Below are 16,507 nucleotides of genomic sequence, written 5' to 3' on the forward strand. Positions count from 1 at the left end.
GATTTCCGTAAAAGCACGAAAGCGGGCCTTTCAGCCATGAATGAACACTATAGATTGTAGCCCTATAGGGCGCAATGGGCTGTCATCTTGGTTTTTATGGGGAAACCAAGTTAGTGACAGCGAAACACTCATTGGCAACGGCAATACGGACAGTCAGGAAGGCGCGAGGCTTGAGCCAGGAAGCGTTCTCCGACGTGTCCAGCCGCACCTATATGAGTACGCTGGAGCGCGACTTGAAAAGTCCGACCCTGCACAAGCTGACCGAGCTGTGCGAGGTCATGGAAGTGCATCCGCTGACGCTGTTGACGCTGGCCTACGCCGGCGACGACACGCACAAGGCCGACGAACTGCTGGCGCGGGTGCGCCAGGAGTTCGAGGCCGTGCTGAAAGAGCGCGACGCGCCCTAGCGCGTCTGAATGCCCGCAAGCGGAGCGCGCAGCGCCGCCAGGCGCGAAGGCGTGAGGGATTGAAGCCGAATGGACATGACGCCATTGGCGGCATGGGGCGCAGCCCGAAAGCCCGGCGGCGCAATGCGCCGACACGCCATGCTGTTCCTACTGCCACGGGCTTCGAGCCATTCGACCATCACCAATGCAATGCTGGCCTTGGACATGCGGGACATGGGGCAACTGCCGAAACCCTGTGCGTGCGATGCTGCGATCAGCAGCACCGCGCCCCGCCGCAATGGGCGGGGCGCGGTGGGCGGCCGTCAGGCCGCCTTGGGCTTGCTGCGCGACCAGATGAGGTCGTGCGTGTCATTCTCGCCTTCGATCAGGCGGGCATAGACCGTCGCCGGGAATGAAGGATCGTCGATGGCCACCGACAGGTAATCCCGCCCGGCCTCGCTGGTTTTCTTCCACGCCGCGCCGAAGTCGTGGCCGGCCGCTTGCAGGCGGAAGTCCGGGGCGCTTTCGTTCTCGCCCTTGTCGTTGGGAACCAGCTTGACCTTGAAGTTGAGGGTCAGGGTGCGGAGCTGGCCGGTGAAGCCGTCTTTCTCTGCGGTGAAGGTGCCGATGTTAGCCATGATGATTTCTCCTTTCGGGTTGAACAAGGTCGCGCCAGTGCGTCCTTGTTGTGATCCGTCCGGCGGGGGATGGGCTGGCCGCACCGCGCAGCGGTCGCAACACCGTGGAGAACCTGGAAGCGAAAAGAATTTGTCCCGCGAGGAATGCGCGCAGCGCAGGGGGAATTGTTTTCGCTGGAAGGTTGCGGCCATGAAGCCCAGCCACCGCCAGGATTCACAACAACACAAGGACGTACTGGCCGCCCGCTCCCGAATGGAGGCATGGCCGACTCGGCATCCCCGCGCGACGGCTTCACCGGCCTGCGCCCTGACACGGGCAAGGACAATGCCCAGCGACAAGGTGAAAGCGTCCCTACTGCTGCTTGCGGCCCTTTGCGTGAGGCGTGGCGTGGAAGCTCCATTGCAAGGCCGGGCGGCGTGTCGGTGAACCGTCCTTCGTGACGTACAGGCGACGAACCGCCAGCGTCGAGGACGGCACGCTTTCGTGCAACCTGCGGCAGCAAGCCGGGGCGTAGCCCCACACGCCCGTCCATTGCGGTGGGGCGCGTTCGGAATGTCGTCGGCGCTGTGCGCCGACGCACTTATGGGCTTCGAGGGTTTCCCGCGCACAAGGTCACTTGTGCGCCGCCCCTTCGCCGTCCGCCCGAAGGCGGCGAAGGGGCGTTCTGGCTTTGGGCTTGGAAACCGGGCGCGGCCACCGCCGCGCCCGGATTTTTGACCATCGGCACCAGGGCGGAACGGCCTGGGGCCGATGCTGATGGAACAGCGAAGCGCCCCGGCCGAAACCGGGGCGCTCGGTGGTGGTGAAGGTCAGGCGGCGAGTGCGTGGGCCTGCTGCTCGTCGTCGTTGTCGATGGCTTCCGGCTCGTCGTTCGTCACCGCCTGCGGCGCATCCTGCGCCGTGGTGTCGTCGGTGCCTTCGGCCTTGAAGATGGCAGGCATCCAGCCGGTGCCATCGGCCAGCCGCTCGGCTTCGCTGGCAATGTCGGCCTTCTTCAACTTCGCCAGCCGGGTGACGTGCGCCGGGGCGTACTGCTCCACGGCTTCCAGAATCGCGGCCTTCGGCACATGCCGGAAATAACCCTCATTGGTGGGCTTCCACCATGCGGCCATGTCCAAGCCGACAGCCTGCGCCAGTTCCGCGCCCGGTTGCTGCGGCGTGGCGCGGGGTGTCACCACGTCCACCGTGACGGCCACGGATATCGCCAGCAGCCGCACCAGTTCATCTTGCGACTTCGCTAGCAGCACGGCGAACAGTTCGGCGCTGTCCTCCGGCAAGCCTTCGCCTGCTACCTGCTGCAACTCGCGCAGCGCCACGGCGGCGGGCGAATCCGGTATATCCGGGGCGATGCCTTCCAGCCGGTCTTGCGCTTTCAGGCTCACGCCCAGCGGCAAGTCGTGGCCGTAGTGGCTGCCCTGCAAGACGGTCTGCACCATGCCATGCACCAGCGCGGCCAGCGCCACTTGCGGATGCCGGGCGACTTCGATTTGCAGCGCGGCGGTGCGGTGGGCGCTCAACCGCTGCGCCAGCTTGTCGGACATGGCGGCGGTCTTGGGCTGCTCGTCGTCCTCGCCTTCGTCGTCGTTCCCGGCTTCGCTTTCGCTGCCGAAACCTTGGCGCAGGCGTTCCAGTGTGCGCAGCGCCTTGGCCTCGGCCTCGCGCATCAACCCGCGATGAATCACTGCCTGCCCGTTGCGGTCGATGGTGACGATGGCACCGGCTGCGGCCTTCACGGTCGTGCCGTAGTCCTGCAAGCCATCTTCCAGCGCCTGCAACTGCTCGCCCACGGCTTCGCCTTCTTCCTGCAAGGCATCGGCCTTTTCCTCGTCTTCGGTATCAAGCGCGTCATCCACGGCGGCGGCCAGTTCGTGCATCTTGGTTTGCAGCTTCTCGATGCGCTGCGCTTCGCGCTTGTTCGGTTCGCGGCGCTCCCTCGGCGCACGCTGGAAGGCGTGCAGGTCGGCATGGGTCACGGCGGGGGTGGCATCCACCCACGCCCAGCCTTCGTCCTTCACCTCGGCGGCGATACCTGCCAGCTTGTCTTGCGCCAGCCGTTCCAGCAGCGCGGCATCGGTCAGATACACGCCCGCGTCACCTTCCGCGAACAGGTCACGGCGCACACCACCGCCTGCGGCTCCGTAGGTATCCAGCCCCACGAAACGCACCAGCGGATGCCGGTATGCGTCAATCTCGCGCTCGGTGAGGCGGTCGCGCAATTGGGAAGGGTTGCGCTGCCACGTCGGCGCGTCGTAGAACGCGGTTTCCTGCGCGGCGTGGTCGTCGGTGATGGCAAGGGCCATCAACTGATCGAGCGTCACGGCTTCGGCGCGGTAGTCGGCCAGCAGCCGGGGCGAGACGTTCGCCAGCTTCAAGCGGCGCTGCACCACCAGCGGCGTGACGCTGAAATCGGCGGCTATGTCCTCGATGGGTCGGCCTTCGGCCACCAGCGCGGCGAATGCCTCGAACTGGTCGGCGGGGTGCATGGCTTCGCGCTGCACGTTCTCGGTGAGGCTGGCCGTGCGGGCGGTGCCATCGGCCACCAACAGGCAAGGCACTTCCCATTCCTTGCTGATGCGGCGCTTCTTCGCCAGCAGCTTCAACGCGGCCAGCCTGCGGCCACCGGCCACGACTTCGTAATGCTCGCCATCGGCGGCGGCAATGACGATGAGGTTTTGCAGCAGGCCGACACGCTGAATGCTCGCGGCGAGTTCGGGAATGGACATGCGCGGGGTCTTGCGCACGTTGCGGCCAGCAGGACGCGACACCAGCCGCGACAGCGGAACCAAAATCAGGTTCTTGGTCGGGTCGGCGGCTTCCAGCGGGATAGCGGCGGCGGTGTTGAGGGCGCGGGCTTCGGTTTGGGTAATGGCGTTCATGGTGATAACTCCTATCGGTTCAGGGATGCAGCAGCGAAGAAAGCGGCAAGGGCTGCTGCCTGCCCCTGCCGCGTGGGGAATCAGGCCTTCAACTGGCGCAGGCCATCGGCCAACATCCAGAGGGCGCGATTGAGGCGCACATCGGAATCAATGCCCTGCACGGGGCGGGTCTGCTGGCGGCGTCCGTTGGCGCTGCGGCCATGCAATCCGCCTTTGGTCAGGTTTTCTTGGGTGCGGTTGAACACGCTCCACAAGTCCGGGCGGCGGTCGTCGAACCGGCGCGGCATCAGGATTTGGCTTTCCGTGATGGGCGCGGGCTTGTTATCGGTGGGGTCGTACTTGAGGGCCAGCGCGGAACGGGCGAACACTTCGGCTTCGCCTTCGTCCAGCGTGATAGCGCGCATCAGGTCGCGGGATTCCTTCACGCGTTCGAAGCCGCTCAACACCTCGAAAGCGCCTTCGATGACAGAACCGGCCACGTCGCCCTTGTGCGGCACGCGCACATCGGCCACGGTATCGCCGCACACAAGGCCATTGCTGCAAACGAACCGGAACATTCCGGCCAGCATCTGATAGCTGCTGGTGCCGTCGTGCGAGTTCAGCAGCACGATTTCATTGGCTTCCGCGCCGTTGATCTGACTGGCATGGCGCAGGCGAATCATGTGTTTGGTGTAGTCGCGGCGGTCGTCGTGCCGCACGCGGGTTTGCGCTGCCATGAAGGGTTCAAACCCTTCCTTGCGCAGTTCCGCCAGCACGGCGGCGGTGGGAATGTAGGCGTACCGTTCGGAGCGGCTATCGTGCGGGGCCTCCGCGAAGATGGACGGGGCTACGCGGCGGATTTGGTCGTCGGACAGCGGGTAGTCACTGCGCAGCGTCGGGGAATGGGAAGCGAATCGAGATGCGAGTTGCATGGTTTTCTCCAATGAGTTGCTGTGGTTTCAAAGCTGACCGGATTCCAAGATTCGGAGCCCGTTGTGGCTTCGGTTGGTTCGGCGCAGAGACCTGGGCCGGTCCTGTTTGCCGCCGTCTTTCCTGAGTTCATCGCCCGCGAAAAACCGGGCCAGCGAGGGACTGGCCGTCAAGGGAGAAGCGCAGGGTTGGTGCGGCCCGCAGCGCAGCGAGGACTCGGCCCTGCGCGCCTTGACGGCCAGGCACCGCGGGCTACGGTCGCGGGAAAAAGCGATGAACTTGGGGAAAGACGAACAGCGGCCAATGGGCCAGGGGGTGCGCTGAAACCAACGCCGCGCGGCGAGCGCCCCTGCGTGCCAGCGGCACGCCTAGCTGGATGGCTGTTGGTCGATCAGGTGCAACCTGTTCGGTGCATGCGAGGGGCGCCAAGCAAGGCGCGGCGGGGATGGGCTGTCCAGCCGATCCCCTGGAGGGCAAGCGCCGCGCGCAGGCCAGGAGCGAAGAGACGGCCGGAGGCATCAGGGATCAAAGCCGCATGGCCGCGACTCGGCACGAGGCGCGGGGCAACGCCCGCGAGCCCGACGGCGGCACGCCGGGATGCTCTACTGTTCACAACAAAATGTAAGTGACGCAATAGTACTTATGAGCCACAATGTAGCTACATCTATTGTGAGCGCAACAATGGCAAGTAACGACGTCGTTCGTGCCCGGATTGACGGGCAGATTAAAGAAGCCGCAACTGTTGTTCTGGCTGAAATGGGGTTATCAATTTCGGATGCGATTCGGATGCTGCTGACCCGAATCGCGGCAGATAAGGCACTCCCCTTTGACATCAATCGTGTGTCGTCCGATTCTGATCGGAAGGCACCATAAGGTTGCGCTGAGGCAAGGCCCGCAAATCGTTTCTCTGAACAGTAGGGATCAAGAATAGTTCATGGCATCTATCAGACCTTCAGCATTCAATCAACGTGAGCGTTTGGACGGCGGCCCCTTCCTTGTCATTGAAGCAGCCGAACCGGAAGAGGAAGGCATTAACGTTTTCTTCACTGATATTCCCGCAGCGGAGCGCAAGCCGGATTCGCCAATAGCGAGACTGCTCAATGTGTGTCCAGACAGATTGACCATTTGGCCTCTTAATATTCGAGAAGATCGCGACGATTACCTGCAACCTAAATACGGCACCCTTGAACGCATCGTCGTCGCTCGGCCTGTTATCGAGCCCTACATACTGCCAGAGACTACTGACGATGTCGTTGGGCTTCTTGAGCAGTTGCCGGATGGGTTTGCCAAAGATTTTCGATTCGGTTTGGGGCTTCTGTGGGAATATCGGCAAATTTGCGAAACAGCCGCCAGCTTAGAAAACGTAAGCATACTCATTGTCCACAAAGGAAATGACGCGAAAATTGATTCGCCATTCTTTATTCTCGGAATAAGAAGATTTCATGAATTAAGAAAAGAATTAAATCGCATAGCCTCTCGCCACCAGAGAGACGCGCGCAAGGACAAGCAATTTCATGTCTACCAGACCTTATTACATGCTGCCGATTCAGCACAATTTCCCGCTCTAAAGAAGAGCGTAAGACCTGATGCACTAACGGAAATGACCGATGGTGGGCGGCAGCATGTGACGCTTTCCAAGCGTGATCGGCGCGCCGCTGTTCGCATGGTTCAAGACAATATAGAAGCACTGGCGGAATCTGAGCCGCGCTCGCTGCTGGCATTAAAGAATGATATTGAGCTCATCACACTGAATCAACTGATTGAGCGATACCAGGAAATGCTTGGAAAAGGACTGACGGAAAGCAAGTGGCAAAGCTTCTTTCTGGAAAATCCTTTCATACTTAGTCTTGCATTTGCCGTTCCAGCCATGCTGGTTCAGGGGCAAGCTTATGCAGGTGGCAAGCGACTTAACGGGTCCGGCGGAAAATTTTCAGATTTTCTATACGCATCCGCTTCCACGGGCAATCTTGGCCTCATTGAGATAAAAAAGCCGCAAACCGAACTGCTAGGAAAATCTCCCTATCGTGGAGATGATGTTTTTGGCCCATCGACAGAATTGGGTGGAGCGATTGCTCAAATTCTAGATCAGCGTTTCAAATTGCAGAGTGAACTACCCGTCATAAAAAATAACATGAACCGATACGACCTCCACAGCTATGCGGTTCGCTGCATAGTTGTCGCTGGCATGACGCCACAAGAGCATCAGCAAAGAAAGTCATTCGAGCTCGTTCGAAATGCGTTCGCAGAGATCGTGATCGTGACTTTCGATGAACTACTTGCAAGGCTAACCGAGATTAAAAATGCGCTCCAACCGATTCCTACCTTAGACACGGTGCCGTTCTAAAACCAACTGACAGTTGGCCATTCCGTAGTTGGGATCAATGGCTGCAGTGTTCAACCAATCCATCGGCCGATCGGCATGTGGATTTCAACAACAAGATTGAATCAAATGCATATATCCAAGCTCAGCCTGGTCAACTACCGGAACTTTCCCAACACGAAGCTGCTGTTCCAGAAGGGTATCAACACTGTCATCGGCGAAAATGGATCTGGCAAAACCAATCTCTTTCGCGCAATCAGATTGCTGCTTGATGACAACATGATTCGCTCTGCCTACCGGCTGGAGCATACCGACTTTCATCGCGGCCTAGGGCGCTGGCAGGGACATTGGATCATCATCAGTCTTGAGTTTGAGGAAATCTCTGCGGATGAATCAGTGCAGGCGCTCTTCCGACATGGGACGGGCGTAATTGAGGAAGAGGCGAACGGCAAGGCCACTTACAACCTGATCTTTCGTCCGAAGAAGGAAATCAGGCTGCGACTTTCTCAATTGAACGATGGTGATCAGGCAGGCCTCGACGCTATCCTGAACCCGGTCACCATCGACGACTATGAAACGATTTTCACAGGTCGGAGTGAAGCCGACTTCAACGACGAGGCCTTCTATAAGGATGTGGTCGGCGACTTCGCGAATGTTCGATTCAATGAAGAGGTTGAATTTCGTGTTATCGGCGCGAAGATTCCGAACGTGCTGTCCGTCTCCAAAGAAATTTCGTTCACTTTCGTCCAGGCGCTACGGGACGTCGTCTCCGAATTTCACAACAACCGGACAAATCCGCTCTTTTCGCTTCTGAAGGGCAAGAGCGGCGATATCGACCCCGTGGCGTTCCAGGCTATCACCGACGGGGTAAAGGCATTGAATGACTCCATCGAAGCGTTGCCAGACGTGCAGGTCGTCCGGACGGATATCAGAGACACCATCAAGGATGCGGCGGGTGAGGCGTATTCGCCGTCTTCTCTTTCTATCAAGTCGGATCTGCCAGACGAAGCTGACAAGTTGTTCCAGTCGCTCAAGCTGTTCGTTGGCGAATCGGGGGAGAGCCACGAAGGACCGATCCACGAGCTGAGCCTTGGTGGAGCAAACCTGATATTCCTCACGTTGAAACTGCTTGAATTCAAGTATCAAAAGGCTAAACAGTCGATCGCCAACTTTCTGCTTATCGAAGAGCCGGAAGCTCACATTCACACACATATCCAGAAAACACTGTTCGACAAGCTCAAATACGACGACACACAGATCATTTATTCGACCCATTCGACGCACATCTCTGAGGTCAGCAATGTTCAGAACGTGAACATCCTCGGCAGAGAAGGTGATCGTTGCGAGGCATACCAGCCTGCAATTGGCCTAAACCCAGAAGAGATCGGCAACATTCAACGCTACCTGGATGCTGTCCGTAGCAACTTGTTGTTTGCCAAGAGCGTCCTCTTAGTGGAGGGCGATGCAGAAGAAATTCTCGTTCCGATCCTGATCAAGAACGTGCTAGGCGTCAGCCTTGATGAACTCGGCATCAGTTTAATTAATATCCGCAGCACTGGATTTCAGAACGTCGCGGTTCTTTTCGATGATGCCCGAATCCGGAAGCGGTGCAGCATCGTCACCGACCTTGACAAGTCCATCATTGACACAACGCCGGCGGCGGGAGACTCCGAAGGGCTGCTCCGGCGCAAGGGCAAGTATCAGGCATCCCAGGAAAAAGGGGTCGCCAGGAAAGCGTTATTGGAAGACACCTTCAAAGATAACGGGTGGGTTTCTCCATTCTTTGCCCCCCATACCTTCGAGGTCGACTTCATTGCCGCCGGCAATGCGCGTAAGGTGGTCGGCATCCTTCCTGATGTCTACAAGGATGCACCAACCATCGCGACGGCCAAGGCGGAGCTCGAATCAGCGGACATCGCGTTGTTCGGTCAGCGCGCATTGACCATGGCGGACAACTACGGCAAGGGATGGTTTGCCATCTTGCTGGGAAAGAAGATCGATCCGCAGACCGCCATTCCGAAGTACATCTTGGACGCCATCGCTTTTGCGCATCCGGTGGTCACTAAGGAAGTCTGGTTTAACGTGCTGAGCTACCGCGTGAACTACATCGATGCAGAAGATATCTTCACTGCGTCTGCCGTATTCGACGACTTTAGGGCCAAGCTGCTGGCCTTCCGAAATGGAGACATCGACTTCGTCGGCATCCGAAACGAGATGCTTGCCACGTTCCCAGATGATCGCATCAACGATGTACTCGCGGTGTTCTGATCATGTTCATGTGGAACAAAGATGATCTGAATCCCGAGCAGGAAGCAGCCATTCTGAAGCCAGGGAGCGTCTTTCTCATCGCTTGCCCGGGCAGCGGGAAAACGCGCACGCTCACCTACAAAATCGCCTATGAGTTGTCCAGGCTGAAATCGAACAAGCAGTTTGTCGTTGCCATCACTTATACGCACCGTGCCGCCGACGAAATCCACGAGCGCATTGAGAGCCTTGGGGTGGATACATCCCGATTATGGATAGGAACGATACATTCGTTCTGTCTTGAATGGATATTGAAACCGTACGGCATCTATCACGAAGCGTTGGATCGAGGCTTCCGTGTGATCGATCAGCATGAGCGCGAGAAAATCCTGGAGGCATTGTGCAAGCCTTACCAGAAGCCAAAAATAACATTCTGGGATTGTGAGTTTTATTACACCGAAACTGGATATGTGCTCTCCTGCCCACAAGATTGGAAGCATTCGGGTCTTCACGTCATATTGGGCAAGTATTTTGAGATTCTGCACGAAAGTCGGCAGCTAGACTTTGAGCTCATTCTTTACTATGCGTACCAACTGATCGCACGTCATCCTGCGATCAGCACTCTTCTGGCACAGTTGTTCTCTTTCGTGCTGATCGACGAGTATCAGGACACCAAACGAATTCAGTATTCGATCATCACCGCCATTCTGAAAGCTGGTCAAGGTGCGACCAAGGCCTTTATTGTCGGAGATCCTAACCAGGCGATTTATCAATCGCTTGGCGGATATCCGATTGCCTTCGAGGATTTCAAGGCGATGGCCAATATCGATTTGGACGAACTCGAACTGTCGCGGAACTACCGTTCTTCTGAGCGCATCATTGAGTACTTCGGAAACTACAACGTTCACAACACACGCATCGAAGCCGCATCCGAGGACAAGGCGTACCCAAGCCTTATTTCATTCGACGACACAGTGAGCAAAAATGATCTGGACGCTGAGCTCATCCGGCTCATCCGTTTCAACATTGAGACTATGGGCATCTCACCTCACGAGGTGTGCATTCTCGCGCCACAGTGGACGCATCTTGCAAGCATGACACGTCGTTTGGTCGCCAGCATGCCGGAGTACTCATTCGATGGCCCCGGTATGGTTCCCTTTGCACGGGACACAGAGAATTTCTGGTACAGGCTTTCTAAGATTGCACTTACTCAGGCATCGCCGGGAATGTATGTGCGCAGACTGCGGTGGGCCGGGGAGATTCTGAATGACCTAGAGGCGGCCGGGGCTAGCGTGTCGAAGCTCACGCGGAGGTCCTTGTTGAGGGAGTGCAATGCAATTAAGATCGATGAAACAGATGGTCTTACCTACTTGAGCGCATTTTTCGAGCGTCTGTTTGCAAACTTAGCAATCGACTTTCGCCTTTTCACGCTGCTTCAAGAGCATCACGTTGCCTTCTTCGATAGTTCGCAAGCCCGGGTAAATCGATTGAAGAGTGAAGGTAGCGAATTTATAGGCGATATTGAGACATTCAGGAAGGTATTTCAGCATAGGACTGGAATCACCATCTCGACGATACACGGCGTCAAGGGAGCCGAGTTCGATGCAGTGATCGCTTATGCATTATTAGAAGATATGGTGCCGCATTTCAATGATCCGAACGGTCAAGAAAGCGCGATGAAATTGCTGTATGTCATTGGTTCGCGGGCAAGGAAGAACCTGCACCTTGTTTCGGAACGAGGTCGAGTTCGCCAGTATTCTGGCGAAGAGTATCAAGTAACTCGCAAGCTTGCCTCATGCAGTTTTGGATACGATCAAATTCCATAGAAATCACGAGTAGCGCAACCGCGCTCTCTATGGGATGCCCTACAGCTTTGTTTAGCGTTTGGCTGAATCATCTGCGCGCGGCTCGCTCTGCATGCCCTGCTGTCGCCAGCTCAACATGCAAGCGGAGCGCGCAGGCCCGGATCACAGTGTCGGGCCGTGGAGGGCTGGCGAATGCCAGTCCCGTCAGGGATGAGCGAATAGCGAACGTGGAGCAGCGCGATCCACAAAGTGGAGACGCTCAAGGTTCCGTCGCTTACTATTTGGACTACGGCGAGTTGAGTAAAAAATATGAAAAATATCTTTGAAGAAATCAATGAATTTTCTTCGGAAAAAATCGCGTTATTCAGCTTTGGGAAATTTTGCTACGTCTTTCTTAATAAAGACCCGATCTTTGTCAAGAAATTGCTTCCCCTCATCCAAACCTCTCTGGCAAATGAGAGCTTTCAGGCAGACGTAATGCGTGCTTATACGGAGGGCTGCATGAATGAAAAGGCGGCCATTCTGAAAGAATTTGAAGCCAAACGCGACCATCCAAACGCAGCCAAGTTTTATGGGCCACAGCTTGATCTAGTGGACAAGCGATTGGCTATAAAGACAATCCAGCATTTAATGGACTACTTAAATAATTATCTCAACGAGTATCCGGGATCGCTAGAAATTCTCAACAATTCCTACAAGCATATCCATGACGAAGATGGTGTTTCGTACATAAAAGAAAATTACGCAAATTATCGCATTGGCTGCATTTTTTATTCCAAGCACCAATCAATCATGGGGAGGGCTGAGATGCTGGAGCTAAAATATTCCAAGGTAGTTGAACGTGAGTACGAGAAAATTGGAATTGACATAAGAAAGGAAGATGCTCAGTTCTCTAAATATAGTCTTGTCAGCCTGAACGAGAATATTCAGATATTCAACGACAAGGATAGTCAGACAATACGCGATGAACGCATAGGGCGACACTTCTGGATAAAAGTTCCGAGGAAGCTGCTTACCTCTATCGAGGAACTCATTGAAAAAGGAATGCTGTCCGAAATAGCATTCAGGATTGATTACGTCTCCGATTATGTCCCTGCAATGGAGGAGATGGAGTTTGGCGCTCCGTTGCGATTGAAAATATCTTCCCTTCCTAGATTGTCAAAGTTCTACTCCACCGATAAATATGAGAACAATCTATGGATTCACCATGACGCAGAGAAGCTAAGTTTGACTTTTGAAGAATTGATGGAGGACTTTGAGGTGGCAGGCGACGACGTCGTAACGCAAGTCATCCATCTTGAATACAGTTCAAAAGGCGATGATTTTTTTATAACTCACTTGGATCACGAATTTATCGTATATACGTTGGATAGCTATCAAGAAAGATTGAGCAATGCCAACATCAAGGGGCATAGAAAAATAAAGACATTCAAAATAGATAACTCAATGATCCCGTTTGATATAAATATTAGCGGGGATCTTTTTCTGTTTCAGGTTCTCGGTAATGACTCCAACTTATTGATAGTGTTTTATGTTCAGATAATGCCCGATGACTTTGTCATGCAGCTCCACCGATTTTGAGAACGACAGCGACTTCCGTCCCAGCCGTGCCAGGTGCTGCCTCAGATTCAGGTTATGCCGCTCAATTCGCTGCGTATATCGCTTGCTGATTACGTGCAGCTTTCCCTTCAGGCGGGATTCATACAGCGGCCAGCCATCCGTCATCCATATCACCACGTCAAAGGGTGACAGCAGGCTCATAAGACGCCCCAGCGTCGCCATCGTGCGTTCACCGAATACGTGCGCAACAACCGTCTTCCGGAGCCTGTCATACGCGTAAAACAGCCAGCGCTGGCGCGATTTAGCCCCGACGTATCCCCACTGTTCGTCCATTTCCGCGCAGACGATGACGTCACTGCCCGGCTGTATGCGCGAGGTTACCGACTGCGGCCTGAGTTTTTTAAATGGCGGAAAATCGTGTTGAGGCCAACGCCCATAATGCGGGCGGTTGCCCGGCATCCAACGCCATTCATGGCCATATCAATGATTTTCTGGTGCGTACCGGGTTGAGAAGCGGTGTAAGTGAACTGCAGTTGCCATGTTTTACGGCAGTGAGAGCAGAGATAGCGCTGATGTCCGGCAGTGCTTTTGCCGTTACGCACCACCCCGTCAGTAGCTGAACAGGAGGGACAGCTGATAGAAACAGAAGCCACTGGAGCACCTCAAAAACACCATCATACACTAAATCAGTAAGTTGGCAGCATCACCCAGGTTCTCGATTCGTATTTAAAAAATGATGACTTGATTCGTGAATATTTTGAAAAAATTAACTGACTTTATAGTTTGAGATATTTAATTAAAACAGCGATCGGCATAGAACATGGCGCTGCTGCCCGCGATAATCATGTGATTGGGCGCTCGCGCCCACTAGCCCCAGCGCATCCTTGAGCCGCAGGCCAGTTCCTTATCGGCCTATGGCGATTCCACACTAGCATGGAGCCTCGATAGAGCAAGAGATCCGTTGCCACATGCTCGTGCTGTGGTTTGGGTGTACGGTTGGACAGATGCTGCTGTCAGGACTTCTCGCCAGGCTGCCGCTGCTCGATCTGCAACCGCGCCCGTTCGGTCGCCTGCTGCAACCGCTCCCCCAGCACCGCACGCGGCGGCAGGGTCGTCAGGTATTCGGCTACGTGGATGCCCGACTTGTCCAGCTCCAGCAACTCGATCTGCTCTGACTTCTTGCCGGTACAAAGAATGATGCCCAGCGGCGAGGCTTCCTCCGGTTCGCGTTCGTGCTTGTCGAGCCAACGCAAATAAAGCTCCATCTGCCCCTTGTATGCTGCCTTGAACTCGCCGATCTTCAACTCCACCGCCACCAGCCGCCGCAGCTTGCGGTTATAGAACAGCAGGTCCAGGTGGAAATCCTCGTCGTCGATCTGGATGCGTTTCTGCCGGGCTAGGAAAGAGAAGCCCGCGCCCAACTCCAGCAAAAAAGACTCCATTTCGCGGATGATCGCGGCTTCCAGGTCGCCTTCCTGCCAGGTATCGCGCAGGCCCAGGAAGTCGAGGATGTACGGGTCGCGCATGACCAGCGCCGGCGACATGCGCTGCGCATCGCGCATCGCCGCCAGCTCTTGCGTGATCGTCTCGTCCGGCTTCTTGGACAGCGCCGTGCGCTCGTATAGCATCGAGTCGATGCGCTCGCGTAGCGTCCGCACGCTCCAGCGTTCGGCGCTGGCCATTTGCACGTAGTAGTCCCGCTGGAGCGGGTCTTTTAGCGGCAGCAGCGCCACGAAATGCGACCAGCTCAATTGTCGTGACAGCGTCACGACAATTGGCTCGTCCGAGAAGGTGGCGGCGAACTGCACCATCCGGCGCAGGTTCTTGTCCGCGAAGCTACGTCCGTAGTCGCGGACAAGCTGCGCCGCCAGGGTCGGCAGGATTTCGTCGCCGTACCCGGCCCGCTGCCCGGCAAGCACTTCCGTATGGATGCGCTGGCCAATGCGCCAGAACAGCAATGTCAGCTCGGCATTGACCGCCGAGGCGACGCGCTGGCGCGACGCTTCGATCAGTGCCCGGATGTCGCCCAGCAGCGCGGGCGGCGCTGCTGGCGCTGAGACGGATGCCTTGCGCCGGGTCATGCGGCCACCTCCTTGGCTCCCTGCATCCCGGTGATCGTCTTACGCCGATTCGCCACCAGTTCGGCCGCCTCTCGCACCGGCTTATCCTCGGTGTGGACGTAGCGCATGAACATGACGACGGTCTTGTGCGCCGTTAGCGCCATGCCGACCTTGACCGGGATGCCCGAATTGGCAATGTCGGTCGCCGAACGGTGGCGGATGCCGTGCGTGCCCACGTGCGTAGCGCCAGCCGCCTTGAGCGCACGGCTCCAGCCACCGTAATACTCGCCCGTGGTTAGATGCTTGCCAGCGTGGCTAGGAGAAGGCAGCACATAGCGGCTACCCTCCTGCCGGGGTGCCGTCGAGAGTAGCCGATAGGCTTCCTCGCTCATGGGCTTAGACATGCCGCCTGTCTTGCTGTCAGGCCAGACGACGCGCCGGTTCTGCAAGTCAACCCAGTTCCATTCCAGCGCGATGATTTCCGAGCGGCGGCCGGCGAACTCGAACTGCAGGCGGATTCCCAAAGGGATGACGTAGTTCTCCAGCCCCTCCGACTCGATCTTGTCGAGCTGTCGGAACAGGTTGCCCATTTCTTCGTCGCTGATGAGGTGAGTCGATTTGCCGGCAGGGAACATCGGGACGTGACGGCAAGGGTTGGTACCGTCGGGCCGATAGCCCCATACCTCGGCCATGTTGAACATCTTGCGCAAGACGCTGAATACCTTGTTCGCCTCGGTCTGCTTGTACGAAAGCTTTTCCATCAGTCCGGCGATTTCAGGACGCTTCACGTCCTGAACTTTCTTGCGTCCCAGCAGCGGAATAATGTTGCGATTGATGACAGCCTGATAGCCGGCTTGGGTGCTGAGCTTGTTGCGCTTCTTGGAGTAGTCCTCCATGAACTTCGTGCATAGCTCCTTGATCGTAGGTGCCTGGCGCGCCTCCGCCTTCTCTGCGGCGGGATCTCCGCCTCGGCGGACTTGGGCCAGCCATTCCTGCGCCAGCGACCGCGCCTGTTCGACGGTCAGCTCCCCGTACAGTCCTAGCGAGGGCTTGCGGCGCTCGCCAGCGTTCGTCCGGTACTGGAGCATGAACACCTTGCGACCCGCCGGGGTAATCTTGCACAGGAAGCCGGGGACCAGCGTGTCCCGGAGTTCGACGGCCTCTGCCTGGGGTTGCGCCGCATCGACAGCGGACTTAGTGAGTTTGATCTTAGCCATGATGACTCCTTGGAAAGACCTGGATTCCAAGGGCCGGATAGGAGTCAGGCGGTCGGAAGTCAGGTCAGGTTTCGGAAAGCACCGGCATATGTTGAACTCGCTTAAGTCATTGATAAACCTGCTGTATCTGGCTGTAGCGTAGTCCAGCGAATTTCGGTGCTGGAGTCATGGTGAAATAAAAAAGCCTCCCGTTTAGGCGCCTCTTAAGGATGGGTTTTCGTGGCTAAAGATGAAAAGCAACACGCTTCCCGGTTAGGAGAGTTGCCCAAATCCACTATGCCGGGTGAATGATGTGTTGATCCATGCTGACGGGTAGGTGTATGGGCAGATCCGCAGAGAGCGGCAGGCCAGTTTCATTTGCGGTTTTAGTGATGGGACATCAGGTTATCCACAAAAACGGTGCATAAACCTGTGACCGGAATCTGGATAAGATGGGATAATCATCATCGCGGTGCCATTACCTTGAAAGGGTGACCCGGTACCGGGTCACC

At 56.5% G+C, this 16,507-nt stretch carries 13 protein-coding genes; 6 read left to right on the top strand and 7 right to left on the bottom strand.

From position 1 onward, the window contains the following. Positions 1–74: 74 nt before the first annotated feature. The gene (locus ACQG1K_RS24605; protein ID WP_004883052.1) at positions 75–407 is read left to right on the top strand and encodes a helix-turn-helix domain-containing protein; all 333 of its coding nucleotides are present in this window, start codon (positions 75–77) and stop codon (positions 405–407) included. Here ACQG1K_RS24605 and ACQG1K_RS24610 read toward each other — a convergent pair. The 4 genes from ACQG1K_RS24610 to ACQG1K_RS24625 all read right to left on the bottom strand — a co-directional run bounded on the left by ACQG1K_RS24610 (position 404) and on the right by ACQG1K_RS24625 (position 4,812). Continuing rightward, positions 404–670, bottom strand: coding sequence for a hypothetical protein (locus ACQG1K_RS24610; RefSeq protein WP_034138236.1), 267 nt, complete (start codon positions 668–670; stop codon positions 404–406). The genes ACQG1K_RS24605 and ACQG1K_RS24610 overlap by 4 nt on opposite strands. 39 nt (positions 671–709) lie before the next feature. After that, positions 710–1,024, bottom strand: a complete 315-nt coding sequence (locus tag ACQG1K_RS24615) for a DUF736 domain-containing protein (protein ID WP_004883051.1) — start codon at positions 1,022–1,024, stop codon at positions 710–712. Positions 1,025–1,834: 810 nt separating this feature from the next. Continuing rightward, entirely contained in the window at positions 1,835–3,901 is a 2,067-nt protein-coding gene (locus tag ACQG1K_RS24620; protein WP_004883050.1) for a ParB/RepB/Spo0J family partition protein, read from the bottom strand. An 80-nt stretch (positions 3,902–3,981) separates the two neighbouring features. Next, on the bottom strand, positions 3,982–4,812 hold the full coding sequence (locus tag ACQG1K_RS24625) for a DUF932 domain-containing protein (protein ID WP_004883049.1): 831 nt from the start codon (positions 4,810–4,812) through the stop codon (positions 3,982–3,984). A gap of 679 nt (positions 4,813–5,491) precedes the next feature. On the opposite strand from ACQG1K_RS24625, the gene ACQG1K_RS24630 reads away from it, so the two are divergent. The 5 genes from ACQG1K_RS24630 to ACQG1K_RS24650 all read left to right on the top strand — a co-directional run bounded on the left by ACQG1K_RS24630 (position 5,492) and on the right by ACQG1K_RS24650 (position 12,760). Then, positions 5,492–5,683, top strand: coding sequence for a type II toxin-antitoxin system RelB/DinJ family antitoxin (locus tag ACQG1K_RS24630; RefSeq protein WP_004883046.1), 192 nt, complete (start codon positions 5,492–5,494; stop codon positions 5,681–5,683). Positions 5,684–5,744: 61 nt separating this feature from the next. After that, on the top strand, positions 5,745–7,154 hold the full coding sequence (locus ACQG1K_RS24635; RefSeq protein WP_004883043.1) for a Shedu immune nuclease family protein: 1,410 nt from the start codon (positions 5,745–5,747) through the stop codon (positions 7,152–7,154). Positions 7,155–7,259: 105 nt separating this feature from the next. Next, the gene (locus tag ACQG1K_RS24640; RefSeq protein WP_004883041.1) at positions 7,260–9,398 is read left to right on the top strand and encodes an AAA family ATPase; all 2,139 of its coding nucleotides are present in this window, start codon (positions 7,260–7,262) and stop codon (positions 9,396–9,398) included. Between the two features lie 2 nt (positions 9,399–9,400). Then, complete coding sequence (locus tag ACQG1K_RS24645) at positions 9,401–11,200, top strand: UvrD-helicase domain-containing protein (RefSeq protein ID WP_004883039.1); 1,800 nt, start codon at positions 9,401–9,403, stop codon at positions 11,198–11,200. A gap of 288 nt (positions 11,201–11,488) precedes the next feature. Beyond that, positions 11,489–12,760, top strand: a complete 1,272-nt coding sequence (locus ACQG1K_RS24650) for a hypothetical protein (RefSeq protein ID WP_259409761.1) — start codon at positions 11,489–11,491, stop codon at positions 12,758–12,760. Here ACQG1K_RS24650 and ACQG1K_RS24655 read toward each other — a convergent pair. The 3 genes from ACQG1K_RS24655 to ACQG1K_RS24665 form a co-directional block, all read right to left on the bottom strand. Further along, positions 12,695–13,392, bottom strand: a protein-coding gene (locus tag ACQG1K_RS24655; RefSeq protein WP_095033700.1) for an IS1-like element IS1B family transposase whose coding sequence is annotated in 2 segments (ribosomal slippage) — positions 12,695–13,143 and positions 13,143–13,392 — 699 coding nt in all. Because the reading frame shifts where the segments join, the coding sequence is not laid out codon by codon here. The genes ACQG1K_RS24650 and ACQG1K_RS24655 overlap by 66 nt on opposite strands. A 360-nt stretch (positions 13,393–13,752) precedes the next feature. After that, on the bottom strand, positions 13,753–14,820 hold the full coding sequence (locus ACQG1K_RS24660; protein WP_004883035.1) for a PDDEXK nuclease domain-containing protein: 1,068 nt from the start codon (positions 14,818–14,820) through the stop codon (positions 13,753–13,755). Then, a complete protein-coding gene (locus tag ACQG1K_RS24665) occupies positions 14,817–16,016 on the bottom strand; it encodes a tyrosine-type recombinase/integrase (protein WP_022652142.1) in 1,200 nt (399 codons plus the stop codon). The genes ACQG1K_RS24660 and ACQG1K_RS24665 overlap by 4 nt, the downstream gene beginning before the upstream one ends. Positions 16,017–16,507 lie beyond the last annotated feature (491 nt).

It is taken from the genome of Enterobacter cloacae complex sp. 402C9, assembly GCF_050030745.1.
In the GTDB taxonomy this organism is placed as follows: domain Bacteria; phylum Pseudomonadota; class Gammaproteobacteria; order Enterobacterales; family Enterobacteriaceae; genus Enterobacter; species Enterobacter intestinihominis.